This window comes from Erythrobacter sp. NFXS35 (genome assembly GCF_040148725.1).
Classification (GTDB): Bacteria; Pseudomonadota; Alphaproteobacteria; order Sphingomonadales; family Sphingomonadaceae; genus Erythrobacter.
The window spans coordinates 1,462,350-1,487,228 of sequence record NZ_JAGDEB010000001.1; the positions used below are offsets into that span (position 1 = coordinate 1,462,350).

The following is a 24,879-nucleotide window of genomic DNA, read 5'->3' on the forward strand; positions in this document are numbered from 1 at the left end:
TGCTTCAGGCACCAGATTGCAGAATAGCCGACAATCGCGAAATTCTTGTGCTCTGAGCCCTGCGGGGCGGCATCCGATCAGTCCTCAAGTGCCGGCAGTATCGAACCAGCGCGCAAGACCTTCATAATCGGCAACCACGATACGCCCATAGCGGGTCGTGAGCAGGCCACATTGTTCAAGGCGCTTGACGAGCTTGTTGACGGTGTCGCGCGAGGCGTTCGACATCTCTCCCAACTCGGCCTGCGAAAGTCTGAAGCTGAACTCGCCGGAGGTGCCTTCGCACAGACGCAACAGCACGGCCACGATCCGGCGATCGGTTTCGGGAATAAGCAGTTCTGCCACGATCAGATTGGAGTAATTGGACATCATTTGGGCAAGCTGTGCCAGCTGGTCGTCCAGATCGGAGCAGGAAACACTGACCTGTTGGAACTCGGCGTTGCCGAAGCACAGCAGTTCGGTGTCTTCCATGGCGATGAATGTCAATTTGCGACCGCCCCCGACAAAACGTGGCCCGACACCGAACCATTGTCCGGATAACAACATCGCTCCAAGGACGGGAAACTGATGCCGATGGCTGCTATATGTTCCCACGGCGCCTCGCACCACGCCGAAGATGCGCAAGTCCTCGTCGCCTTCCATCGTAACGGGCTCGCGCGGCTGCAAAGCTATGACCCGTCCAGCGCATAGGATCGCCCTAGTAAAAGCGTGCGATTGCAGTGACAGCCAACCGCCACGCGACAGGCTTGCAAACCGTTCTTCACGTTGCGGCTCTGGAACATGAAGCTGCGTGACCATTCGCAGGTGCTAAGACATTATTCTGTCGCACGCGAGTGAAACTGCCAGAGCTTGAAGGAACAGTATTCAACACGTGCAATCTGCCGTGCCACGACGAGGTTAAAAACCTCCGACTTACAGTGCAGGACGGTGACCAGCAGCAAAGATTGGTCAAGAAAAATCGGGCAGGTAATCAATCCGGACCATCGCAGAATATCACAACAAATTCCGATGCCATTGCCGAAAAACCGACAATTCGCGAGCCGGCATACCGCTAGATCGACTTGGCTGCATCAAGTGGAACCTTCTCAAGCGGAACCGGGTGCATGGCCGACCGGAGAATCTGTCCGGGCAGCCGAATGATTAACCGGCGAGGGGGCTGACATGGAAATAGATTGGGCGACGATTTCTGCGGTGATGACCGAGGCGGCGCTGAAGATCGCGGCGGGCTTTGCGCTTTACATGATCGGAGGCTGGCTGATCAGCCTCGCGATCGGCATTCTGGGTCGCGTGCTGACGGCGCGCAATTTCGACCCCACCTTGCAGCGCTACATCGCCTCGATCCTTTCGGTCGTGCTCAATGTCGTCCTTGTGGTGGCGATTCTCGGCTTCTTCGGGATCGAGACGACCAGTTTCGCCGCGCTGCTCGCCGGGGTCGGCTTGGCAGTGGGCGCGGCGTGGTCCGGCCTGCTCGGCAATTTCGCGGCCGGCGCATTCCTGATCATCTTCCGTCCCTACAAGGTTGGCGACTATATTGTCGGCGGCGGAGTCGAGGGCACGGTGACCGAGGTCGGATTGTTCAACACGGTCATCACCAGCCCCGACAATGTCGAAACGATCGTCGGCAATTCCAAGATCTCCGGCGATGTGGTCAAGAATTACTCGACCCTCGCCTATCGCCGGGTTGATCGCACTGCACAGCTGGCATTCGGCGTAGATCCGCTTGATGCCATAGCGCGGCTGAAGCCGGCGCTCTCGGCTATCCCCAATGTGATTGAAGCCCCGGCGCCCGATGTCGAGATCCTCGACTTCAACGAACGCGGGACCGTTCTAGCGGTGCGGCCTTATTGCCATACTGATCACTACTGGCAGGTCTATTTCGACTCCAACAAGCTGATCGCCCAGACCTTCGGGGAGGCAGGTTACGCGCCGCCTTTTGTGATCGAGCAACAGAAGACAACGTTGGAATAAACACACTCCTCCGGGAGGGGGTAGAGAATGGGAGTGCTGCAAGATGACGCATATCAGCCGCCGAGCATTCGTGGGCACCGGCCTGGGAACCGTGGCGTCTCTATCACCATTGTCGCTCGCCTCCGCGCAGCCGTCATCACTTCAGGACATTGGCGGTTCGGCGCTAACGAGTCCGGCAGCGACGATTTATATTGCGCGCGAGGTTGTCACGCTCGATCCTGTCCGCGAAAGGGCCGCCGCAGTTGCGGTGGTAGGCGACAGGATCGGCTGGGTCGGCAGCCTCGAAGAAGTAATCGCGGCGCTCGGCAGTCAGTCCTATAGCATCGACCGGCGCTTTGCGGACAAGACAATTGTTCCTGGCTTCATCGCCCAACATGACCACCCTGTGTTGGCGGCTTTGACGATGTCTTCGGAAATCCTCGCTATTGAGGACTGGGTCACGCCGGGTAGGACGGTAAAGGCAGTCAGGGACAAACGCGATTTTCTCGAGAGACTGTCAGCAGCGGCCAGCGCGGCCGATAATGCTGAGCCATTGTTGTCGTGGGGCTATCATCCTGCATTCTATGGCGATCTGACGCGCGCCGATCTTGATGCCATGACCACCGACCGCCCGGTCTTTGTATGGGCGAGATCTTGTCACGAAATGATTTTGAACAGTGCGGCCCTTGAGCAAGCAAAACTGACACGCGAAGTCGTCGAGGGTTTTGCTGCAACTGCTCGACGTCAGAGCAATTTCGGAGAAGGACGTTTCTGGGAGCAGGGCCTGTTCGCCGCGCTGCCCTTCATTGCCGGGACGATTGCCAGTCCCGAACGATTGCGCACCGGACTCTTGCTCACTCGGGATTACATGCACGCCAAGGGCATTACGTTCGGGAATGAGCCGGGAGGTATTCTGGCAAAGCCCGTGCAAAACGGTGTCAATTCGGTGTTTTCCAGTCCCGACATGCCATTCCGCTGGTCTTTCATGCCTGACGGCAAAAGCATCATCGACAAGGTAGCAGACGATTCGCAGGTCATCCTCGAAACCGAGAAGCTCGTCTCATGGTATGGCGGCATGACAGGTATGACCACCAAGCAGGTTAAGCTGTTCGCAGATGGGGCGATCTATTCGCAGCTGATGCAGGTGCGCGAGCCCTATCTAGACGGACACGAAGGCGAATGGATGACTGATCGCGAAGTGTTCGAGCGTGCATTTCGCATCTACTGGGACGCGGATTACCAAATTCATGTTCATGTAAACGGGGATGCCGGGCTCAAAAGAGTGCTCGACACGCTGGAAGCCAATCTCCGTCGTAAGCCGCGTCATGATCATCGTACCGTCCTCGTCCACTTCGCTGTGAGCGGCGCGGATCAGGTCGAACGGATAGCCCGTCTGGGCGCGATCGTGAGTGGCAATCCATATTATGTCAGCGCACTGGCCGACCAGTATGGCAAAGTAGGCCTCGGTCCTGAGCGCGCCGATGCTATGGTGCGGCTAGGCGATCTCGACCGCGCCAAGATCCGTTGGTCGCTACACTCGGACATGCCGATGGCGCCTGGCGATCCACTTTTCCTGATGTGGTGCGCTGTCAACCGGCTGACTGCATCAGGCCGCGTCGCCAGCGCCCAACAGCGCGTGAGCGCACTAGACGCCCTGCGCGGCGTGACGATCGAGGCGGCCTGGTCGCTGCGGATGGAAAACGAGATTGGCAGCATTACCCCGGGAAAGCGCGCCAACCTCACCATTCTCGATGCGAACCCGCTCGCGGTGGACCCGATGGAAATTCGCAACATCAAGGTGTGGGGCACGGTTATGGAAGGACGTGTGTTGCAAGCCGATGGTGCAACAACGTTGCCTGATTCGGGCCGAGTGTCAGTCAGCGTATCCAATCCGGCATTTGACCGTTCCGCACTGGCCCATGCATTGAAGGCTGCCTATTCTGGGCATCCGATCTGAGTTGATCGAGATCAAAAGCTCCTTAATCCGACATGGGGTCGGTTCCTGCCTGTCGAGTTTTCGGGAAGCGGGCTTTGGATAGCAGCCATTCACGACCTGACCATCGTTGCGTCGGCTTACGGTGAAAACGGTCATACGACACACCATTTTGGAACGACGGCTAAGTCCCAAACCCGGCCATCCAGCCAAGCCGGAAATCATCCGTTGTCTAATCGGAGATGCTGTTAGCGCCTTCTTCTCGAAGAGTAATCCTTGGCAAGAACCCTTTGTGGAAAATTCAAAGCTCTCGGCGATGTCGAGCTAACATTGCATGAGCAACTCGGTCGTTTTCTGAACTTCAGCTTTTGGCGCAGGTGTCGTGTAAGCAGCCTTGTCGCGAAGTCGCGAAAACACACTGCTATCCTCCGCGCCCACATTCGCGTAAATCTAACTCGACCGTGTTATCCGGGAGACTGTCATCGAAAAGCGCCTGATCTACCGTTCACAGCCGTTCGGTTTCGACACGTCCATGCTGGCGGGTATCCTCTCAACCGCGCGGCGCAACAATCCGCGTCAGGGCATCACCGGGGCGCTGATCTGTCGGCATGATCTTTACCTGCAACTGATCGAAGGGCCTGAGAGCGCAATTGATGCGCTTTATGCGCGGATCTTGGAGGATGATCGGCATGCCAACGTCGAACTGCTACTGTCCGAAGACATGGGCGAGCGGATGTTTCCGAACTGGGCAATGCTGGATGACGAAGCACCATCGCTTTTCTGGTCGGCGCAAGACGTAGAAGCTGGCGCACTCGAGGCGGCGGACCCGGAAGAATTGCGCGCTCCATTCGCACGGCTAAGTTCGGCCAATCCGGGTGACTGATGGCGGGCCTGACAAGGTCGGGAAATTAAATGAGCGACGCGGCGACTACCAGCGCGCAGGCCATATCATGGTGAGGAGTCGCTAGCAGGAAATCTGGGGTATGGCTCTGCGGGTGGAGAAGCACCATGAGGCGAATGGACACCCAGATGAGACCCATTTCTGCGGCTCTAAAGGCGAGAGCAACTCTGGATTTACCTCACAGGCAAAACCGCCAGAGCGCGAACAGCAGCGTCATTCACCCTACCTTAAGGCGTCGCTGAGGCACTTCGACAATTAGCTTGGGACGACCCATACAATTAGCTTGGGCCGTCATTTGGCTGGATGCCCCGCAAGGATTCGAACCTTGATTGACGGAGTCAGAGTCCGCTCTCTTACCATTAGAGGACGGGGCATTGGCCATCCGCCGGACAGAGTCCGGCAGCGTCAGCGAGGGCGCCTCCTAGTTTCGTACGGGCGCAAGGTCAAGACCGTGCTGCGCAAAGACCGGCCAATCATATCCGAGGCACGGGCGGCGCGCGCGCTTGCCCTTGGCCGGTGCTTGGGTTAGCTTGCCAGCAGGTGCCGCGCGCAGGCTGTGCGCGTTCGGTGATATGAAAGTACTAAACTATGGCGGATATGATGCCGCCGGACAGAAATGCCAGGGCTGGCAAGAAACGGGGCGGAAGGTCCGGCAAGGTAGCCGATTTTCGCTACAAACGCGCCCCCCAGCCCGATCCGCGAAAGCAAGGCCGTGACGGTCGCAGCAATGGCATAGCCCAGGCCGGCCATCCGCGTCCGGTGCATGATCTCGACGCCATCGGCACGCTGCGGCCCGGCCATCCGGGCGAGGCCTATGCCGCGCTCGACCTTGGCACCAACAACTGCCGCTTGCTGATCGCGCGCCCATCGGGCCGGGATTTCACGGTGATCGATGCCTTCAGCCGGGTGGTGAAACTGGGCGAAGGGCTGGCCACCAGCGGGCAGCTTTCCGACAAGGCGATGGACCGCACGCTTGCCGCGCTGACGATCTGCGCCGAAAAACTGCAACGCCGCAATGTCCGCCTCGCCCGCTCGGTCGCGACCGAAGCCTGCCGCCGCGCCGCTAACGGATTCGACTTCATTGAACGGGTGCGGCGCGAAACCGGCATCGCGCTCGACATCATCAGCGCCGAGGAAGAAGCGCGCCTCGCAGTTCTGGGCTGCCATATCCTGCTGGAGGCGGGCGACGGCCCGGCGATGATCTTCGACATCGGCGGCGGATCGACCGAATTGGTGTTGGTCGAAGCAGGCGGACCGGAAGCCAGCCGCGTGCCGCGCATCCTCGATTGGCAGAGCGTGCCGTGGGGCGTGGTCTCGTTGACCGACACGGTCGGCCGCAGCGAGGAAGGCGAAACCGCGCGCCTCGCCCGCTACACGGAGATGCGCCGGTTAGTGTCGGACAGTTTCGCGCCCTTCGCCGCGCGGGTCGCCAAAGCCGCCGGGCACGACGATATCCGCCTGCTCGGCACCAGCGGGACGGTGACGACGCTCGCCAGCCTCTATCTCGAACTGCCGAGCTATGATCGCAAGGCGGTGGACGGGTTGATCGTGCCTGCCCCTGCGATGCGCGATATCAGCGCGCGGCTATCGGTCATGACTCCTTACGAGCGCAGCAACCTGCCCTGCATCGGGCAGGATCGCGCCGATCTGGTGGTGGCGGGATGTGCGATTCTCGAAACGATCCTTGACCTATGGCCCGCACGCCGGCTGGGCGTGGCCGATCGCGGCATTCGCGAAGGCATCCTGCGCAGCCTGATGGCCGCCGAACAGCGCTCCGAAAGCAGCCTGCGCGCGCTTCAGCAACAGCGCTCGGGAGGGGCGACGTCATGAGCCGATCGGACAAGAACCCCTCCAAACGAGTGAAGACCGCCAAGGGCCGCACCGCCAGCCAAGTGCGCTGGCTCGAACGCCAGCTCAACGATCCCTATGTCCGGCAGGCCAAGGCCGACGGCTACCGCAGCCGCGCGGCCTACAAGCTGATCGAACTGGACGAACGCTTTGCTCTACTCAAAGGCGCGGCCCGCGTGGTCGATCTCGGGATCGCGCCGGGCGGGTGGGCGCAGGTGGTGCGCGCCCGCGTGCCGAAGGCGCAGGTGGTAGGGATCGACCTGCTGCTGGTCGAACCGATCGAAGGGGTCACGATCTTCCAGATGGATTTCATGGCCGATGCCGCCCCGCAGGCGCTGACCGATGCGCTGGGCGGGCAGCCGGATCTGATCCTGTCCGACATGGCCGCCAACACCGTCGGCCACAAGCAGACCGATCACCTGCGCACCATGGGGCTGGTCGAGGCGGCGGCGTGGTTCGCGGTCGATAATCTGGAAGAAGGCGGTGCGTTCGTCGCCAAGGTGCTGGCGGGCGGCACCGATACCGAACTGCTGACGCTGCTGAAAAAGCACTTCACCAGCGTCAAGCACGCCAAACCTCCGGCAAGCCGCAAGGGCTCGTCCGAATGGTATGTGATCGCGCAGAAGTTCAAGGGGCGCGGCTAGATCAGCGCGCGCCCGATGGGAACGGGGTTTATTCAGTAATGAGCGTGTCGGGAGAGACAGGCTCGTCGGCACCCATAGCGCCAGCGGCTTCGCGCGGCTGGACATCCGAACCTTCGATCGGCCCGGCGGGCGCGTCGGCTTCGGTGTCGGGCACGTCCGGAGTGAATTCCGGCAGCGGCAGTCCGGAACCGAGTGAGTTGAGATAGGCCGAAATCGCAGCGCGTTCCTCGATTTTGCCCAGGCCAGCGAAACTCATCTTGGTGCCGGGAACGTAGCCCTTGGGGCTTTTGAGCCAAGCGTCCATCTTTTCCCAGGTCCACTGGCCGTCCAGCGCAGCCAGTTCGGCGCTGTAGGCGAATCCCGGCTTGGCCGCGATGTTGGCGCCCATGATGGCGTGCAGATTGGGGCCCACCCCGTTGGCGCCGCCCGCTTCGACGCTGTGACAGCTCTGGCACTTGGCGAAGGCTTTTTCGCCCGCAGTCACCAGATCGGCGACCGGTATCGCGTTGAGCGCTTCGTCGATCGACATTTCTGCAGGGCCGGCAGTGTCCTCGACCACGCCTTCGATCACGTAGCCGAGCTGCTCGGGTCGTTCGGGATCGGTGCCATGGAAGAACATGCTCGAAAGAATCGAGAGCCCGAGCCCCAGTCCGGCTGCGAACAGCACCCATCCGGCGGCGGTGTTGAACAGATCGCCGCCGCTATTCTGGACGTCGGCTGTCGGTTGCGTAGAATTGTCCTGTGTCATTGAGGCAGGCCCATAGTGTTGCCCACGGCCCTGCGCAAGAGTCATCATGGCACGAATCCTTGCACCTTTTGCAAGCGGGCTTGCCCACGTGCCCCCAGCGCTCTAGCAGCGTGGCCACCATGCGATCTTTCCCCGGCCCTGCTCTTGAAATCGTCGACCGGATGCGCGCCGCCGCTGCTGCCGATCCGGCGCATGCTATCGCCTTTCAGGGCTCGCCCGGCGCCAATTCGCACCGCGCCGCCACCGAAGCCCGTCCGGACCTGCTGCCGCTGCCGTGCTTCAGCTTCGAGGACGCGCTGGACGCGGTGAAGGACGGGCGTGCGGGCCATGCGATCATCCCGATCGAAAACTCGCAGCACGGGCGCGTCGCCGATATCCACTTCCTGCTGCCCGAAAGCGGACTGGGCATCGTCGGCGAATTCTTCATGCCGATCCATCACGCGCTGATGGCATTGGGAAAAGGCCCGTTCGAAGCGGCCTATTCGCACCCGCAGGCGCTCGGCCAGTCGCGCCATTATCTGCGGGCAAAGGGCATCGTGCCGCTCAGCCATGCCGATACCGCGGGCGCGGCGGCCTTCGTTGCCGAACGCGGCGATCCGAACGTCGCCGCCATCGCCCCGGCCATCGCGGCCGAGCTTTATGGCCTGACCATCATCGAACACAATGTCGAGGACAGCCCCGACAACATGACCCGCTTCGTGATCCTCGCCAGCGCGCCCCTGCCTGCCGGATCGCTGGCGGGCCAGCCGGTGATGACCACTTTCGTGTTCGAAGTGAAGAACATCCCCGCCGCGCTTTACAAGGCATTGGGCGGGTTCGCGACCAACGGGGTCAACATGACCAAGCTGGAATCCTATCAGAAGGGCACCAGCTTTTCCGCGACGGCGTTCTATGCCGACATCATCGGCGCTCCGGGCGATCCGGCGGTCGACCGCGCGCTGGAGGAATGCGCCTTCCATTCCAAGGAATTGCGCATCCTCGGCACCTACCGGCAGGCCCGCGCACGAGGATAGAGCGCGCAGGCCCGGTTTCCCGGTTGCACCCGCGTGCGCGCCATGCCACCACCTTTCAGGCATGACCGCAGCGGCGCAGACTCTCCCGACCGAATCGCCTGAAGATTCAGGCGCATCGTCTGGCATCGATGCGGCGGCGTGGCAGCGCCTGCGCGATGATGGCGACCTGCAGTTCAGCCCTGTCGAAATCCCCGAAATCAAACCGCCCGAGCCGAGCTGGTTCGAACGCATGCTGGCCGAGGTGTTCGGGTTTCTCGCCGATCTGTTCGGGCCGGTAGGACAGATGCTGGGCGCATCGTGGTGGTGGCTGCAATGGGCGCTGCTGGCGCTGGTCGTCGGCTTCGTGGCGGTGCTGCTGGTGCGCGCCTTCGGGCCGGGCGCTGAACGCCGGCGCGGCGACGCTGCCGAGGCCGAGGCGGATTGGCAGCCGGAAGTCGCCGCCAGCCTCGCCCTGCTGGAAGATGCCGACCGGCTGGCTGCGGAGGGCCGGTTCGACGAGGCCACGCGTCTGCTGCTGCAACGCAGCATCGGCCAGATTGCTGCCGCGCGGCCTGACTGGGTAGAACCGTCCAGCACCGCGCGCGAATTATCGGCGCTGCCCGCCTTGCCCGAGGCTGCGCGCACCGCGTTTCGGATCATCGCCCAGCGGGTCGAAAGCAGCCTGTTCGCCCTGCGCGGGCTGGAACGCGCCGACTGGGAGGCCGCCCGCGCCGCCTATGCCGATTTCGCGCTCGCCCGCCTGAGCACCCGGGAACGCGCCGCATGAGCCAGGGTGTCGCCTTCTCGCGCGGCGGAACGCTGGCGCTGGTGGCGGGGGGCTTCGCGCTGTTCGTCGCGCTGATCTGGCTGATCGCCTCGGGTGAGGATTTCGGCGGCGGCGGCAATAACGGCCAAGCCCATGCGGCGAGCAAGGGGTTGAACGGCTATGCCGGGCTGGTCCGGCTGCTGGAGGCCGAGGGCTACGACGTCACCCGTTCGCGCAGTCCTGCGGGGCTGGAGACCAATGCACTTCTGGTGCTGACCCCGCCGCCCGCCACCGATGCTGAGGAGCTGGGCGAACTGCTGCGCAAGCGCGAGAATATCGGCCCGACGCTGGTGATCCTGCCCAAATGGTCTGCGCTGCGTCCGCCGCCGATGCTGCCGGCCGAAGTGCGCGACAAGTTCAAGCCGGGCTGGGTTGTCCTCACTGATGCCTATGAACTCGAATGGCCCGCCAAACTGCCCGTCCCCTATGCCTTCGAACACAAGATCGAGAGGCTTGAGGCGGACGAGGAACCGGCTTGGGACGGCTTCGGCCTCAGCGGCCAATTGCCGACCCGCACGATCCTTTATACCGGCGAAAAGGACATTCACGAACCGCTGCTGTTCGACGCGGCGGGGCACTGGCTGGCGCTGAAGGTGCTGGGCGAGCAAGACAGCGATTACTATCAGGACGCGCACTGGACGCTGTTCCTCGCCGATCCCGATTTTGCCAATAATTACGGGCTGGCCGATCAGACGCGCGCCGCCGCGGTGCTGGCGCTGGTGAGCGAGGCGACGTATGACGGCGACATCAGCGAGATCACTTTCGACCTCACGCTCAATGGCTTCGGCGCGTCGGAAAACCTGCTGACGCTCGCCTTCCGCCCGCCCTTCCTCGCTGCGACCCTGTGCCTGCTGCTGGCGCTGCTGATCATCGGCTGGCGTGCGTTTCAGCGGTTCGGCCCGGCGGCGGCGGGCAACGGCCCGGCCATCGCGTTCGGCAAGGAACGGCTGATCGCCAACGGAGCGGGCCTGATCCTGCGCGCACGGCGCTTTGGCCTGCTGGGGACGCCCTATGCCGCGCTTGCCGCCCGCCGGATCGCCGGACGGCTCGGCCTTGCGCGGCATGATCCGGGTGCGATCGACGCCGCGCTCGCCCGCCGTCTGCCGAACGAAGAACCCTTCTCCCGCCGCGCCGCGCGGCTCGAATCCGCCGATAGGCCCGCCGACATCCTCAGCGCCGCTCAGGCGCTGGACGATCTTACCGCCAAGCTGTGACAGGGATACGCGAATAATGACCATGAGCCTGAGTGACGTGCGCAGCCTCGCCGATGCCATCCGCGCCGAAATCGCCAAGGCGATCGTCGGGCAGGACGGTATGGTCGATATGCTGCTGGTGGCTCTGCTTTCGGAAGGCCACGTGTTGATGGAAGGCCCGCCGGGCACTGCCAAGACCTTCCTTGCGCAAAGCTTCGCGACCGCGCTGGGCCTCGACTTCGGGCGCATCCAGTTCACGCCTGACCTGCTGCCGGGCGATATCCTCGGGTCGAACCTGTTCAACTTCCAGACCAGCCAGTTCACTCTGACGCGCGGGCCGATCTTCTGCGACCTGCTGCTGGCGGACGAGATCAACCGCACTCCGCCCAAGACGCAGGCCGCACTGCTCGAAGCGATGCAGGAACGCCGGGTTACGCTCGACGGGGAAACCCACCGGCTGCCCGATCGCTTCATGGTGGTCGCGACCCAGAACCCGATCGAGAATCAGGGCGTCTATCCCCTGCCCGAAGCCCAGCTTGACCGCTTCCTGTTCAAGCTGCTGGTGCCCTACCCGGCCGAAGAGGAGGAAACGCGGATCGTTGCCACCTATGGCCAGCGTTCCGGCCCGCAGCGTCCCGCCGATCTGGGCGTGGCGGCTGTCACCAACGCTGCCGGCATCGGCGCAGCGAGCGCAGCCTTGGCGCAGGTGGCGGTGGCCGAGGAGATCACCGGCTATGTCGTCCGGCTGATCCGCGCCACCCGCGACCATGCCGAACTGATCGTGGGCGCATCGCCGCGCGCCGCCGTGCTGCTGGCAGGCGCCGCCCGCGCCCGCGCCGCGCTGGAAGGGCGCGATTACGTGATCCCCGATGATGTGAAGGCGCTGGCGGTGCCGGTGCTGCGCCACCGCCTCACCCTGTCGCCCGCCGCCGAAATCGAAGGGCGCGATATCGAAGCGCTGGTGGCCGATCTGGTCGAAAGCACCGAGGCACCCCGCTAACCCGATGGCCGTGCTCCGCCGCCTCCTTAGCATGATCTTCGCCCCGCTGGGGCCGCTGCTGGTCATCGCGCCGACGGAACGGGCGGTCTGGGCGATTGCAGGCCTTGCGCCGGTGGCGCTGGTGATCGCCGCCACCGCGCCGGGTGCATGGGTGATCGCGCCGGTGCTGGGGGCTGCGCTGATCGCGCTGGTAGTGATCGACGCGCTGCTGTCCGGACGCAACGCCGGGTGGGATATCCACGCCCCCGCCGACACCGAGATCGGGCAGCCTGTCCTGCTTGCCGTCACCGCGCGCTTTGCCGGAGGACGGCGCAAGGCGGTGCAGGCGGCGCTCGCCTGCGATCCGCGACTGGCCGAAGCCGGGCGGGTGACATTCACGCTTTCGCCCGAGGTCGATACACCGGGCTGGCGCGGCGAGGCGCACGTCACCCCGGTCCGGCGCGGCACTGCCGCCATCACCCGTGCCTGGCTGCGCTGGGAAGGGCCGCTTGGCCTCGGCGCGCGGCAGGTCAAGGTCATGCAGGACAAGGCGGTGCGCATCTGGCCCGATCTGTCGCCGGTGCGATCGAAGGACTTGCAGACCTTCCTGCGCAACGCCCAGACCGGCCTGATCGCGCGGCGCATCCGCGGCGAAGGCACCCAGTTCGAAGCGCTTTCGGAATACGAGGCCGGGATGGACCGCCGCCGGATCGACTGGAAGGCGAGCGCGCGCCACAACCACCTCTACGCCCGCGAGAACGAAAGCGAGCGCAACAACCAGATCGTTTTCGCCTTCGATTGCGGGCAGGCGATGTGCGAGCCGGTGGACGGGTTGCCGCGCATCGACCGCGCGGTCTCGGCTGCGCTGACCTGCGCCTATGTCGCGCTGAAGGGCGGGGACAAATGCGCATTGTTCGGCTTTGCGCAGACCCCGCAGCTGATGACCCCGTTCATCGGCGACACCCGCGCCTTCCACCGCTTGCAGAGCGCCGCCGCCGGCCTCGATTACACCGCGGCCGAGCCCAATTTCACCCTCGCGCTCGCGACGCTGACGACCAAGCTGAAACGCCGTTCGCTGGTGGTGGTGTTTTCCGACTTCACCGATCCGACTGCGGCTGAAATCATGGTCGAAAGCCTCGGGCGGCTGGCGAATAAGCATCTGGTGCTGTTCGTCACCATGGCCGATGCCGAGCTCGAGGAGCTGATCGCCGCCCCGCCGGGCGATATCGCTACCCTCGCCCGCTCGGTCACGGCCGATACGCTTGCGCAGCAGCGCAAGCTGGTGCTGCAGCGCTTGCGGCGGATGGGCATCGACGTGATCGAGGCGCCGTGGGACGCCATCGGGCCGCAGCTGATCGACCGCTATTTCCTCATCAAGAACAGCGAGATGATCGGATGAGGAGGGGAGGATGAAGGCGCCGGTTCTGTCAGCATGGTTTGGGCGCGGCGCGATGGCCGCTCCGCCCGACATCGCCGGCGCCGCGCTGCGTTCGGATCGTTTCCGGCTGGAGCGCGAAGGTGAGTGGCGGCGGCTGGAAAGCATCGTCACTCGGATGGAAAGCGGCGGATTGAAGCGCATCGCGGACGATGATCTGCTGGCCCTGCCCGCGCTCTATCGCACCGCCGCGTCCAGCCTTGCGGTGGCGCGGGAAACCAGCCTCGATGCGTCCACGCTCGCCTATCTCGAAGGGTTGGTACAACGCGCTTGGTTTCAGGTCTACGGCCCGCCCAAGGGGTTCGCCGCGTGGCTGCGCGACTTCGTGCTGGGCGGATGGAGCCGCGCGGTGCGGGCGATCTGGCTGGATATCTGCATCACCATGTTCGTGATGGTGGCGGGCGCTATCGTCGGCTGGCTGCTCGTGGCGCGCGAGGAGGCATGGTATTACCGGCTCGTTCCCGGCGGGCTGGCCGATACCCGTGTGCCGGGAGCAAGCCGCGAGGAATTGCTGGCCACACTGGCGACCGAGGAAAGCGCGATCGGCCTGTCGACCTTCGCCGCCAATCTGTTCAGCAACAATGCCGCCGTGTGCATCCTCGCCTTTGCGCTGGGCTTTGCCTTTGGTATCCCGTCGCTGCTGCTGATGGTGCACAACATGGCGATGCTGGGCGCGATCCTGTGGCTGTTTGCGGGCCAAGGGCTGACGGCCGAACTATCCGCGTGGCTCAGCGTCCACGGCACCACCGAAATTTTCGGCATCATGCTGTCGGGCGCAGCGGGGCTGCATATCGGGCGCAGCATGGCCTTTCCCGGAACGCGGCCGGTGCTGACCGCCGCTGCCGAGGCCGGGCAACGCGGCGCGGTGGTGATGGTGGGTGTGGTCGTCATGATGATTATCGCCGCCCTGCTCGAAGCCTTCCCGCGCCAGTTGGTCGACGGCACTGGGCCGCGGTTCCTGATCGGCGGCATGATGCTGGCCTTCTGGCTCGCCTATTTCTTCCTTTATCGCCCGCGCCGGGCGGGGCCGGAACAGGCATGAACGCCGCCGCCGTCCCTGCGAACAAGCGCAGGCGCATGATGATCACGCCCGAAGGGCTGGCGCTGCCGATCACTATTGCCTCGCGCGGGAGCCGGGCCGGGGCGCTGATCATCGATGTGATCATCATCATCGCCGGGCTGATCGCCTTCAACCTGCTGATGAACTGGATCGCGGGCGGGCTGCTGGAAGGCACCGTGCTCGATGTCGAAGCCGCACCGCGCGGGGCGCAGGAATTCCTGCAGATCCTGCTGGTGATCGTTGGCTTCGTGACGTGGTACGGCTATTTCCTGGTTCAGGAACTCGGCCCGCGCGGAGCGACGCTTGGAAAACGGCTGGTGGGCATCCGGATCGCCGCGCGCAGCGGCGGGCGTCTGGCGGCCGAAGCGGTGATCGCCCGCAACCTGCTGCGCGACATCGAACTGTTCTATCCGTTGGTGTTCATCTTGGTGCTGCTGGTCGGCGCGACGATGGGCGAAGACATCGGCCCGCTGGCATGGGCGGCAACCGCGTGGTTCGCGCTGTTTCTGCTGCTGCCGTTCTTCAACCGCGAGGCGCTGCGCGCAGGCGACATCATTGCCGGGACATGGGTGGTCGAAACGCCGCGCACCCGGCTCGCCAAAACGCTATCGACCCAGGGCGCCGCAGCGGCGCGCGGAGCAAGCGATGTCACCGGCACGCGGTATGAATTCGGCGAGGCGGAACTTTCGGTCTATGGCGAAAAGGAATTGCAGACGCTCGAACGGATGCTGCGCGATTCCTCGCCCGAAGCGCTCGCCGCAGTCCACGCCGCCATTTGCCGCAAGATCGGCTGGGATCCGGGCGCGGGGGACGAGCGGGCTTTTCTCGAAGCCTTCTATGGGCAATTGCGCGCCAAGCTGGAAGGCGAGATGCGCTTCGGCAAACGGAAAGCGGACAAGTTTTCATGATGATCGACCGGCGACATTTCATAGGCGGCACGCTGGCGCTGGGCGCGGCCGCCTGCATTCCGCCGGATCAAAGCCCGGCGGACAGGCTCGCCGCGCAATTGCGACTGATCGAGGGCGAGGCGAACGGTACGCTGGGGGTCGAATTGTTCGACACCGGCAGCGGGATGTCGGTCGGCCTGAACAGTGATCGGCGGTTCGGCCATTGCTCATCGTTCAAGCTGTCGCTGGCGGCGATGGTGCTGGAACGCGATGCGGGAGGGGCAATCGACGCAGATAAGCTGGTGCGCTGGTCGCAGGATGACCTGATGCATGTCTCGCCCTTCACCACACGGAGGCTGGAGGACGGCGCCACATTGCGCGAACTGGCCGAGTTCACGCAGAAATTTTCCGACAACACCGCCGCCAACGTGCTGCTGCGCGAGCTTGGCGGCCCGGCGGCGCTGACCGCGTTCTGGCGCAGCATCGGCGACGGGGTAAGCCGGCTTGATCGATACGAGCCGGAACTCAATAATGTCCCGGTCACCGAATTCCGCGACACCACCACGCCCGCCGCAATGGCGCGCACCGTGGCGAAGCTGGTTTACGGCGACGTGCTGCCCGAAGCGGAGCGCGCGAGTTTGCGGCAATGGATGATCGACACGCCGACGGGTGTGCGCCGCGTGCGTGCAGGCCTGCCCGAAGGCTGGGCGGCAGGCGACAAGACCGGCACTTCGATCTGGCCGGGCATGGGTTCGCTTTACGTTGACATCGGGTTTGCCGAAGCGCCGGAGGGCCGCGCGCCGATCACCTTCGCCACCTATTTCCGCGCCCGCGAAACGCATGACGACATGGACCCGGCCGCCGAAGCGGCGCTGGCGCGGGTGGGCGGTGTAATCAAGGAGTTTGCGGAAGAAGAGCGCGGGTTGCCGCTGGTGGGCAAGCTTTACTGACTTCTCCCCCTCCCACAAGGGGAGGGGTGTATCTCGATCAATGATCCGGCGTGGCCGAAACCTTGTCCTCACCGCCGAAGATCGCAACCTCGTTCACGCCTTCGCTGGTTGCGCGGCCGCGATACATGCCGCTGGTGTTGAAGCTGAAGATCGCATCGCCCTCGGGCGTGACGAGGATCACCCCGCCATCGCCGCCGAGTTGCTTGACGTCGGCCATGACCTCGTCGGCGAAATTCTGAGCTTCAGCCTGTTTGACGACCGGATGTGGTTCAACCCCTGCGGCCAGCAACGCCAGCAGTTCTTGCCGCGCCCGCAGCTTCGCGCAAATCTCGTGCGCCACGCCGACGCGGAGGAAGTATTCACCCCAACCCGTAGCCGAAACGGCACAAGAGCGATTATCCGCATAAGTGCCCGCCCCGATCACCGGCGCATCGCCCACTCGGCCCCAGCGCTTGCCGGTCATCCCACCGGTCGAGGTACCCGCCGCAAGGTTGCCCTCCATGTCGAGCGCCACTGCGCCCACCGTGCCGAACTTCAAATCCACATCCAGCGCCGAAAGCTGCCGCGCCTTCATCCGCTCCAGCGCCTCGCGCCGCGCAGGCGTGGCGAAATATTCGGGCGGGGTGACGGCAAAGCCCTTCTCCACCGCAAACGCCTCCGCGCCCGCGCCCATCAGCATGACGTGCTCGCTCTGGGTGCGGACGGTATCGGCCAGCAGGATCGGGTTCTTGACCGTCTTGACCCCCGCAACCGCACCCGCCGAACGGTCGCGCCCGTCCATGATCGACGAATCGAGTTCGTTCGTCCCGTCCCACGTGAACACCGCGCCCTTGCCCGCGTTGAACAACGGCGAATCCTCCATCGGGATGATCGCGGCCTTGATCGCATCCATCGCACTGCCGCCTTCGGCCAGCACCTTCGCCCCGGCGTCGAGCGCCTGCTGCAACGCGGCCTCATACGCGGCGCGGCGCTCCGGCGTCATCGCGTCGCGGTTGAGCGTCCCCGCTCCGCCGTGGATCGCCAGCGACCACTTGGGCGGCGGCGGTGCGTCATCCTGGGCAAGGGCGGCGGCGGGCATAAGGGCGAGCGCGATCAGCGTGATGAGGTTCTTCATGGACGGCAGGTGTAACGCGCACCTGAGGCTTGCGCCAGCTTAACAGCGCGCTTCATCCCCGCTAGAGCGCGGCCATGATCCTGCGCCCTGCCACCATCGCCGATGCGCCCGCCCTCGCCCGCCTTGGCGCGGAGAGTTTCGTCGCCGCTTTCGGCCATCTTTACCGCGAGCAAGACCTCGCCGCCTTCCTTGGCGAAGTGCACGATCCCGCCGCCGTGGCCGAGGAAATCGCGGGCGACGAATGCACCCATTGCCTCGTCGATGACGGGGGCGCACTCGTCGCCTTCTGCAAGCTGCGCTACCCCAGCCACTACGCCCACCATTCCGCAGCGCGCGATCCGATCGAACTCGGCCAGCTTTACGCGCTGCCGGGATATACCGGCGCGGGGCTCGGGGCGAGGCTGATGGACTGGGCGCTTGGCTTAGCGCGCGAGCGGGCGCACGAGAGCGTCCTCCTGTCTGTCTATTCGGAGAATTTCGGCGCACAGCGGTTCTATCATCGCTATGGCTTTGGCAAGATTGCCGACATTACCTTTCCGGTGGGCGAACAACTCGACCCGGAATTCCTTTACGAACTGCGACTGGGAGAGAACGCATGACCACCTTCGACAAAGACACCACGGCTGACGAAGTGCTGGCAGACAAGGATCTGAGCGGGCAGACCGTTTTCATCACCGGCGCCAATTCCGGGCTGGGGCAGGAAACCGCCCGCGCCATGGCAGCAAAGGGCGCGCATGTGGTGATGGCGGGGCGCGATCAGGGCAAGCTGGACGATGCCGTGTCCGCGATCCGCGCCGAACATCCCGATGCGAAGCTCGACACCATCGTGTGCGATCTGGGCAACCTTGAAAGCATCCGCGCCGCGACCTCGCGCGCGCGCCAGCGCTTCGACACAATCGACGTCCTGATCAACAATGCCGGAGTCATGGCATCGCCCCTGATGCACACCGCAGACGGGTTCGAGCTGCAGTTCGGCACCAATCATCTCGGCCACTTTGCGCTGACCGGCGAGTTGATGCCGCTGATCGAGCGGGGCACGGCCAAGCGCATCGTCAACCTCTCCAGCCGCGCGCACCACATGGCACCGGCCAATCTCGACGATCCCAATTTCGAGCACCGCGACTACAACCCGTGGGTCAGCTACGGCAATGCCAAGACCGCCAACGTGCTGTTCACCGTCGAGCTCGAACGCCGCTACGCGCTGCGCGACATTCATGCCTATGCGGTGCACCCGGGCGGCATCAACACCAATCTCAGCCGCCACCTCGACGAGGAAATGACCGCTGCTCTGATCGAGCGGGTGAAGAAAAGCGACAGCAACTTTGCCTTCAAAACGATCCCGCAGGGCGCGGCGACCACCTGCTGGGCCGCGACCGCGCCCGAACTGGAAGGCAAGGGCGGGGCCTATTGCGAGGATTGCCACGTTGCCGAAGTGGACGACCAATCCTCCGCTGGCGGCGTGCGCTCCTACGCGCTCGACCCCGACGCGGCGCGGCGGCTGTGGACGATCAGCGAGGAAATGACCGGGGTTCAATACCCAGACTAGCTGGCGAGAAAATCCTTCAGCAGCGCGAACACGTCCCTTGCCTCGCGCGTCGGGGTGATCGCCATGAACACGTGCGGGGCGGCTTCGTATTCATACAGCTTCGCGTCCACTCCGGCGGCGCGCAAGCGGTCCGCGAAGCTGCGCGAATCGACGATGAACAGGTCGTGCCGTCCGGTCCAGATGCGGGTGGGGGGCAGCAGCGCCAATTCCGTTCCCGGCGTGTAGAGCGGGCTGACCTCGGCACTTGCCGGATCGCGCGTCCCTGCCACCATTTCCCCGCAGGCGCGCAGGGTGCCGATCTTGAGCATGATATCATGCGGCTCGACCGCCTTGATCGCAGGGTCGGCCAGCGTCAGATCGAGCCACGGCGCGAACAGCGCAAGCTTTCCCGGCATCGGCGCGCCCGCCCGCGCCAGCCGCAACGCCAGCGCCAGCGCCATATGCCCGCCCGCGCTATCGCCGTTGAGGATGATGCGCGCCGGATCGTGATGCTCGGCCAGCGCGGCGAACACCGCATCGGCCATCGCATCCTGCGCCGCATGCGGAGCTTCGGGCACCACCGGATAGAGCGGCACGGTGACGCTGATTCCGCAGGACTTCACCATCGCGGCCACCAGCGGCCAGTGCACCTTGAACATCGGCTGCACGAACCCGCCGCCGTGGAAATACAGCATGTGCCAGGCGCCGGGGCCGCCTTTGGGGTGGATCGTCACCACCCGATGCCCCTCCGCTTCCCAGTCTGCGACCTGAAAATCGCGGCGAAACTTGTCCGGCATCGGCGCGTCTTCGGGCAGGCGGCGGTTCGCCATGCGCTGGCGAAATCCCTCGGCGGTGTGCGGGAACACCGGCTTGCCTAGCCCCATCAGCCACTTGACCCCGCGCAGGATCAGGCTGGGCTTGGCGCTGCGCAGTTCGGTCGCGGTGTCGGTCGGCATCGGCATTCCCCTTTGCCGCCAGACTGACGCTGCACCGGGCCAAGTCAAGCCAGCGTGCTTGTCATTGCCCAGTCACGCACGGATGGCTATATGTAGCCCCATGTCTTCCATTCGGCCCTGGCGCACAATCGAACGGCGCAAATGTCGCCAGATCATGGTGGGGAATGTCCCCGTTGGCGGTGATGCGCCCATCACCGTGCAGACCATGACCAACACCCCGACCGAGGACGTGCGCGCCACGCTCGACCAGATCCGGCGGTGCGAAGAGGTGGGCGCGGACATCATCCGCGTATCCTGTCCGACCGAGGAATCGACCCGCGATTTTAAGAAGATCACCCAAGGCGCGAACATTCCGATCGTGGCGGACATCCACTTCCACTACAAACGCGCGCTCGAAGCCGCCGATGCAGGCGCGGCATGCCTGCGGATCAACCCCGGCAATATCGGTTCATCGCAGCGCGTGGCAGAGGTCGTGCGCGCCGCCAAGGCTAATGGCTGCGCGATCCGCATCGGGGTCAACGCAGGAAGCCTCGAAAAAGACCTGCTCGAAAAATATGGTGAGCCGTGCCCCGAAGCGCTGATCGAAAGCGCGCTGGATCACATCAAGCTGTTGCAGGATCACGATTTCCACGAATTCAAGGTGGCGGTGAAGGCGTCCGACGTGTTCCTCGCGGTTGCGGCCTATCACGGGCTGGCCGAAACGGTCGATTGCCCGCTGCATCTCGGCATCACCGAGGCGGGCGGGCTGATCGGCGGCACAGTGAAATCGAGCATCGGCATGGGCAGCCTGTTGTGGGCGGGCATCGGCGATACCATCCGCGTCAGCCTGTCGGCGGAACCGGAGGAAGAGATCAAGGTCGGCTACCACATGCTCAAGGCATTGGGCCTGCGCACCCGCGGCGTTCGCGTGGTGTCGTGCCCGTCATGCTCGCGGCAGGGCTTCGACGTGATCCGCACGGTCGAAACGCTTGAAAAGCGGCTCGAACACATCAAGACTCCAATGAGCCTTTCGGTGCTGGGCTGCGTCGTCAACGGCCCGGGCGAAGCGCGCGAGACCGATATTGGCCTGACCGGCGGCGGCAATGGCAAGCACATGGTCTACCTGTCCGGCATGAAAGCGCACGCAATCGACGACGAGGCCATGCTGGATCACATTGTCCGGCTGGTTGAGGAGAAGGCCGCCGCAATCGACGCGGGCGAAGCCGCTGCCTTCGATCCGCACGCCGCGCCGCAGCAACCTGCCGAAGCCGCCGAGTGATCCGCGCCGCCATTGCAGGAACGCTGGCGCTGGCGCTTGGCGCTTGTGCGACCACTCCGCCCGCCCCCGCACACCCCGAGGCGAAATCCTATGCCGTCACGCCCGACGCGATGGGCGATGTCGACGCTGCGCTCGCCCGCGCGTCCGCCAATGGCAAACGCGTGCTGCTGGTGATGGGCGCCAACTGGTGCCACGATAGCCGCGCACTGGCCGGGTGGCTGGAAACCCCGCGCTTCGCCGCGCTGGTGGCCGAGCGGTACGAACTGGTCTTTGTCAATGTCGGCCTACCACAGTCTGGCGACGGGCATAATCTGGCGATTGCCGAGCGGTTCGGCCTCGAAGGCTTTCCGGGCACGCCTGCGCTGCTGGTGCTGACGGCGGAAGGCCAATTGGTCAACGCCGACACCGCGCAAAGCTGGCGCAACGCCGCCACTCGCAGCGAGGACGCAATTCACGCCGAACTCGCCGCGCTGGCAGAGGCACCCGCCCCCGCCGCTGACTGAGCGGGCGCTTGGGATGATCGCCGCCTTTCTCCTCGCACTCGCGCTGGCGATGGATGCCTTTGCCGTAGCATTGACGCAGGGCGCGCGGTTCCGGCCCGGCTGGGGCGGCGCGCTGGCCATCGCGCTGACGTTCGGCGTGTTTCAGGGCGTCATGCCGCTGATCGGCTGGGCCATCGGCGCCTTCGCGCTTTCCTATGTCGAGGCGGTCGATCACTGGATCGCGTTCGGCCTGCTGACCTTTCTCGGGGTGCGGATGCTGGGCGGCGATGTCGGCGAGGACGGGGCGGCGCGCAAGCTGACCGGCAGAGCCCTGCTGGTCGCGGGGGTGGCGACCAGCATCGATGCGCTCGCCGCCGGGATCACCCTGCCGACGCTGGATGTCGCTCCGCTGGTGGCCGCCGCGCTGATCGGCCTCGTCACCTTCGGCTTGAGTCTCGCGGGCGTGGCACTGGGACGCGGCGCGGTGGATCGCTGGGGCGCATGGGCGGAGCGCGTGGGCGGCGTCATCCTGATCGGGCTGGGCGTCAAGATCCTAGCCGAACACACCGGCTGGCTGTGACCGGCACACTGGCCTGTCCTACTGGAAGCGAAGCTGGCATGGCGGTGCCAATGAACATCCCGTGCCGCCTGTTCCTGACCGCGCCCGTGTCCATCGAATCTGCGGCAGGTTTTGCTTCCTTGGACAGTGTCTCATGTGTCTCCTACAGGCCGGGCTGACCGCGTGATGCTCCACGTCGTTCACCACGCCGACTACATGGCCCCGCGCCCCGAACGCGGGTCGTTCCGGTTCGACAAGTACTACCTGGTGATGGAGGAACTGCGCGCCAGCGGAGCGCCGCTGACCGAACACGCCCCGGAGCCCATGCCGCGCGAATGGCTCGAAGCGGTGCATTGCCCCGACTACGTCGATCAGGTGTTCCGGGCCGAGGTTCCGCGCGACAAGGAACGTCGCATCGGCTTTCCGGTGACGCCCGCGATCACCTCCCGCGTGCGCCACACCAATGGCGGAACATGGCTGGCGGCCAAGCTGGCCATGCTGCACGGTTACGCCGCCAACTCCGCCGCGGGCAGCCACCACGCGCTGCATGATACCGGCGCAGGGTACTGCGTCTTCAACGACCTTGCGGTCGCGTCCAATCGCCTGATTGCCGAAGGTGATGCGCGGCGTATCCTGATCGTCGATTGCGACGTGCATCAGGGCGATGGCACCGCCAGCCTCACCGCCGGGCGCACCGATATCTTCACCCTGTCGCTCCATGCCGAGAAGAACTTCCCGGTGAGGAAAGCCCGCTCCACCCGCGATGTCGGCCTGCCGGACGGGGTCGACGATGATGGCTACATGGCCGCGCTGACCCGCCACCTGCCAGAGGTGATGGCCGACTTCGCGCCCGATTTCGTGCTGTATCAGGCAGGCGTCGATCCCCACGCACACGACAAGCTCGGCAGGCTGGCGCTGACCGATGCCGGGCTGGCGTTGCGCGAACGTTTTGTAGTGAGCGAAGCGCGCCGCCGCGGCCTTGCCATCGCCAGCGCGCTCGGCGGCGGATATGGCGACGATCAACGCGCCGTCGCCGCACGCCACGCTGCCTCGATGCTGGCGATGGCGGACGAAAATGCACGCGCCGCGCGGCCAGCATGATGCTACAGCAGCGTGCACGCACAACCGGGGGGACAATGCATGGCCGATCGTGAAACCGATTACCTGATCATCGGCGCTGGCGCGGTGGGCCTCGCCTTTGCCGATACGCTGCTGGACGAAGACCCGACAAGCCACATCACCTTCGTCGACAAGCACGCCCGGCCCGGCGGCCACTGGAACGATGCCTACCCCTTCGTCGCGCTGCACCAGCCATCGGCGTTCTACGGCGTCAATTCGATGGCCTTCCCCAGCGAACAGATCGACGATCATGGCCCCAACAAAGGGCTGTATGCGCTTGCCAGCGGGGCCGAAGTCACCGCCTATTTCGAGCGGGTGATGAACCACCGCCTGCTGCCCAGCGGCCGGGTAGCCTATCACCGGCTGAGCGAATTCAGGGGCCGAGACGATTCCGGCACGGCACGGATCGCAGGCGTGCTGTCCGGTGAGGAGCACAGCATAACGGTACGTCGCAAGCTGGTGGATGCGACCTTCTATCAGACCTCTGTGCCCTCAACGCACAAGCGCGCCTTCGCCGTGGCGGACGGTGTTGAGGTGATCGCGCCCGGCGCGCTGCCCGATCTGTGGAAAGACCCTGCTCGCGCGCCCGGCCATTTCGTCATCCTAGGCGGCGGCAAGACCGCGATGGATACCGGCGTGTGGCTAATCGAGGCCGGGGTCGCGCCCGACCGCATCCAGTGGGTGCGACCGCGCGACAGCTGGCTGAACAACCGCAAGTACATCCAGCCGGGCGAGGACTTCCTTGCCGCCACGGTCGAAAATCAGATCGCGCATCTGGATGCCATCGCGCAGGCCAAGGATGGCCATGAGGTGTTCGAAACGCTTGAACGCGGCGGCTATATGCTGCGGATCGACCCTGACGTGCGCCCCGAAATGTATCACTACGCGGTGATATCCGAAGGCGAGATCGCGCTGCTGCGGCGGATCACGCAGGTCATCCGCACCGGCCGCGTGACGTCTATCGAGCGGGGCAAACTGCACTTCGGAGCGGTTTCGCACCCCGTCCCCGACAACACGCTGTTCATCGATTGCACCGCCCGCGCGGTGCCCTTCACCGCCGAGGCCAACAGCGGGCCGCAGTTTCGCGGCGACACCATCGTGCTGCAACCGGTGCACGTCCCGCTGGTGACGCTCAGCGCCGCGATCACCGCGTTTCTCGAAGCGCATTTTCCGGACGATGCGACCAAGAACCAGCTTGCGCGCACCGGGCCGCTGACCGACACGCCCGAAACTTTCCCCTATGCCTTCATGATGAACCTGATGAACCGCGGCACCTGGTCGCAGACCCCGGAGATTGCAACGTGGCTGGCGACAGCGCGACTCGATCCGACCGGGCCGACGGTTGCGCGGATGATGGCAGCGGGCGATCCGCGGCTGGCGGCGCTCAGCGGGTTCCGGAACGCGGTGAAGCAGGCGATGCCGGCGGTGATCCGGCTGGGCATGGCGGCCAAGGCGATTCACGAAACCGCGGCCCAACGGCTATGACATGGCGCTGGGGTGCGACGAAACGCCATTTTCCGTTACCG

Annotated in this window: 24 protein-coding genes and 1 tRNA gene; 20 read left to right on the forward strand and 5 right to left on the reverse strand. The window is 64.6% G+C overall.

Annotated elements, in window-relative coordinates; translation table 11 throughout:
* Positions 1–84 precede the first annotated feature (84 nt).
* Positions 85–795: a Crp/Fnr family transcriptional regulator gene (locus tag J3454_RS06890; protein WP_349512993.1), complete on the reverse strand. Its 711-nt coding sequence runs from the start codon at positions 793–795 to the stop codon at positions 85–87.
* Between the two features lie 363 nt (positions 796–1,158).
* Here J3454_RS06890 and J3454_RS06895 point away from each other — a divergent pair, with 363 nt between their 5' ends.
* The 3 genes from J3454_RS06895 (at position 1,159) to J3454_RS06905 (ending at position 4,760) form a co-directional block, all read left to right on the forward strand.
* Entirely contained in the window at positions 1,159–1,965 is an 807-nt protein-coding gene (locus tag J3454_RS06895; protein WP_349512994.1) for a mechanosensitive ion channel family protein, read from the forward strand.
* A 43-nt stretch (positions 1,966–2,008) separates the two neighbouring features.
* On the forward strand, positions 2,009–3,901 hold the full coding sequence (locus J3454_RS06900) for an amidohydrolase (RefSeq protein WP_349512995.1): 1,893 nt from the start codon (positions 2,009–2,011) through the stop codon (positions 3,899–3,901).
* Positions 3,902–4,373: 472 nt separating this feature from the next.
* Positions 4,374–4,760: a BLUF domain-containing protein gene (locus J3454_RS06905; RefSeq protein WP_349513154.1), complete on the forward strand. Its 387-nt coding sequence runs from the start codon at positions 4,374–4,376 to the stop codon at positions 4,758–4,760.
* A gap of 318 nt (positions 4,761–5,078) precedes the next feature.
* On the opposite strand, the gene J3454_RS06910 is transcribed toward J3454_RS06905, so the two are convergent.
* Positions 5,079–5,152, reverse strand: a tRNA-Gln gene (locus J3454_RS06910).
* 214 nt (positions 5,153–5,366) lie between these two features.
* On the opposite strand from J3454_RS06910, the gene J3454_RS06915 reads away from it, so the two are divergent.
* Together J3454_RS06915 and J3454_RS06920 are read left to right on the forward strand one after the other, a co-directional pair.
* Entirely contained in the window at positions 5,367–6,608 is a 1,242-nt protein-coding gene (locus J3454_RS06915; RefSeq protein WP_349512996.1) for a Ppx/GppA phosphatase family protein, read from the forward strand.
* Positions 6,605–7,270, forward strand: a complete 666-nt coding sequence (locus J3454_RS06920) for an RlmE family RNA methyltransferase (protein ID WP_349512997.1) — start codon at positions 6,605–6,607, stop codon at positions 7,268–7,270. Before J3454_RS06915 ends, J3454_RS06920 begins: the two co-directional genes overlap by 4 nt.
* A gap of 28 nt (positions 7,271–7,298) precedes the next feature.
* Here the strand turns inward: J3454_RS06920 and J3454_RS06925 are convergent, their stop codons facing one another.
* Positions 7,299–8,018 carry a c-type cytochrome gene (locus J3454_RS06925; RefSeq protein WP_349512998.1) on the reverse strand — a complete coding sequence of 240 codons (720 nt, stop codon included), beginning with the start codon at positions 8,016–8,018 and terminating at the stop codon, positions 7,299–7,301.
* Between the two features lie 119 nt (positions 8,019–8,137).
* Here J3454_RS06925 and J3454_RS06930 point away from each other — a divergent pair, with 119 nt between their 5' ends.
* From J3454_RS06930 to bla, 8 genes are all read left to right on the forward strand, one after another.
* Positions 8,138–9,031, forward strand: coding sequence for a prephenate dehydratase (locus tag J3454_RS06930; RefSeq protein ID WP_349512999.1), 894 nt, complete (start codon positions 8,138–8,140; stop codon positions 9,029–9,031).
* 61 nt (positions 9,032–9,092) lie between these two features.
* On the forward strand, positions 9,093–9,797 hold the full coding sequence (locus J3454_RS06935; protein WP_349513000.1) for a hypothetical protein: 705 nt from the start codon (positions 9,093–9,095) through the stop codon (positions 9,795–9,797).
* The gene (locus tag J3454_RS06940; RefSeq protein ID WP_349513001.1) at positions 9,794–11,050 is read left to right on the forward strand and encodes a DUF4350 domain-containing protein; all 1,257 of its coding nucleotides are present in this window, start codon (positions 9,794–9,796) and stop codon (positions 11,048–11,050) included. Before J3454_RS06935 ends, J3454_RS06940 begins: the two co-directional genes overlap by 4 nt.
* Before the next feature lie 16 nt (positions 11,051–11,066).
* Positions 11,067–12,029: an AAA family ATPase gene (locus J3454_RS06945; RefSeq protein WP_349513002.1), complete on the forward strand. Its 963-nt coding sequence runs from the start codon at positions 11,067–11,069 to the stop codon at positions 12,027–12,029.
* A 31-nt stretch (positions 12,030–12,060) separates the two neighbouring features.
* On the forward strand, positions 12,061–13,407 hold the full coding sequence (locus J3454_RS06950; protein WP_349513003.1) for a DUF58 domain-containing protein: 1,347 nt from the start codon (positions 12,061–12,063) through the stop codon (positions 13,405–13,407).
* A 10-nt stretch (positions 13,408–13,417) separates the two neighbouring features.
* A complete protein-coding gene (locus tag J3454_RS06955; RefSeq protein ID WP_349513004.1) occupies positions 13,418–14,485 on the forward strand; it encodes a stage II sporulation protein M in 1,068 nt (355 codons plus the stop codon).
* Positions 14,482–15,411, forward strand: coding sequence for an RDD family protein (locus J3454_RS06960; RefSeq protein WP_349513005.1), 930 nt, complete (start codon positions 14,482–14,484; stop codon positions 15,409–15,411). The genes J3454_RS06955 and J3454_RS06960 overlap by 4 nt, the downstream gene beginning before the upstream one ends.
* Positions 15,408–16,340, forward strand: coding sequence for a class A beta-lactamase (bla, locus tag J3454_RS06965; protein WP_349513006.1), 933 nt, complete (start codon positions 15,408–15,410; stop codon positions 16,338–16,340). Before J3454_RS06960 ends, bla begins: the two co-directional genes overlap by 4 nt.
* A 37-nt stretch (positions 16,341–16,377) precedes the next feature.
* On the opposite strand, the gene J3454_RS06970 is transcribed toward bla, so the two are convergent.
* On the reverse strand, positions 16,378–17,454 hold the full coding sequence (locus tag J3454_RS06970; RefSeq protein WP_349513007.1) for an isoaspartyl peptidase/L-asparaginase family protein: 1,077 nt from the start codon (positions 17,452–17,454) through the stop codon (positions 16,378–16,380).
* Positions 17,455–17,528: 74 nt separating this feature from the next.
* Between J3454_RS06970 and J3454_RS06975 the strand changes: the two genes are divergently transcribed.
* On the forward strand, positions 17,529–18,053 hold the full coding sequence (locus J3454_RS06975; RefSeq protein WP_349513008.1) for a GNAT family N-acetyltransferase: 525 nt from the start codon (positions 17,529–17,531) through the stop codon (positions 18,051–18,053).
* Positions 18,050–19,000 carry an oxidoreductase gene (locus J3454_RS06980; protein WP_349513009.1) on the forward strand — a complete coding sequence of 317 codons (951 nt, stop codon included), beginning with the start codon at positions 18,050–18,052 and terminating at the stop codon, positions 18,998–19,000. The genes J3454_RS06975 and J3454_RS06980 overlap by 4 nt, the downstream gene beginning before the upstream one ends.
* On the opposite strand, the gene J3454_RS06985 is transcribed toward J3454_RS06980, so the two are convergent.
* The gene (locus J3454_RS06985) at positions 18,997–19,935 is read right to left on the reverse strand and encodes an alpha/beta hydrolase (protein WP_349513010.1); all 939 of its coding nucleotides are present in this window, start codon (positions 19,933–19,935) and stop codon (positions 18,997–18,999) included. The genes J3454_RS06980 and J3454_RS06985 overlap by 4 nt on opposite strands.
* Positions 19,936–20,035: 100 nt before the next feature.
* Between J3454_RS06985 and ispG the strand changes: the two genes are divergently transcribed.
* The 5 genes from ispG (at position 20,036) to J3454_RS07010 (ending at position 24,838) form a co-directional block, all read left to right on the forward strand.
* Positions 20,036–21,193: a flavodoxin-dependent (E)-4-hydroxy-3-methylbut-2-enyl-diphosphate synthase gene (gene ispG / locus J3454_RS06990; protein WP_349513011.1), complete on the forward strand. Its 1,158-nt coding sequence runs from the start codon at positions 20,036–20,038 to the stop codon at positions 21,191–21,193.
* Entirely contained in the window at positions 21,190–21,696 is a 507-nt protein-coding gene (locus J3454_RS06995) for a thioredoxin family protein (RefSeq protein ID WP_349513012.1), read from the forward strand. Before ispG ends, J3454_RS06995 begins: the two co-directional genes overlap by 4 nt.
* A gap of 13 nt (positions 21,697–21,709) precedes the next feature.
* Positions 21,710–22,255 carry a manganese efflux pump MntP gene (locus J3454_RS07000; protein WP_349513013.1) on the forward strand — a complete coding sequence of 182 codons (546 nt, stop codon included), beginning with the start codon at positions 21,710–21,712 and terminating at the stop codon, positions 22,253–22,255.
* 165 nt (positions 22,256–22,420) lie between these two features.
* A complete protein-coding gene (locus J3454_RS07005) occupies positions 22,421–23,335 on the forward strand; it encodes a histone deacetylase family protein (RefSeq protein ID WP_349513155.1) in 915 nt (304 codons plus the stop codon).
* Positions 23,336–23,374: 39 nt separating this feature from the next.
* Positions 23,375–24,838: an NAD(P)-binding protein gene (locus J3454_RS07010; protein WP_349513014.1), complete on the forward strand. Its 1,464-nt coding sequence runs from the start codon at positions 23,375–23,377 to the stop codon at positions 24,836–24,838.
* Positions 24,839–24,879 lie beyond the last annotated feature (41 nt).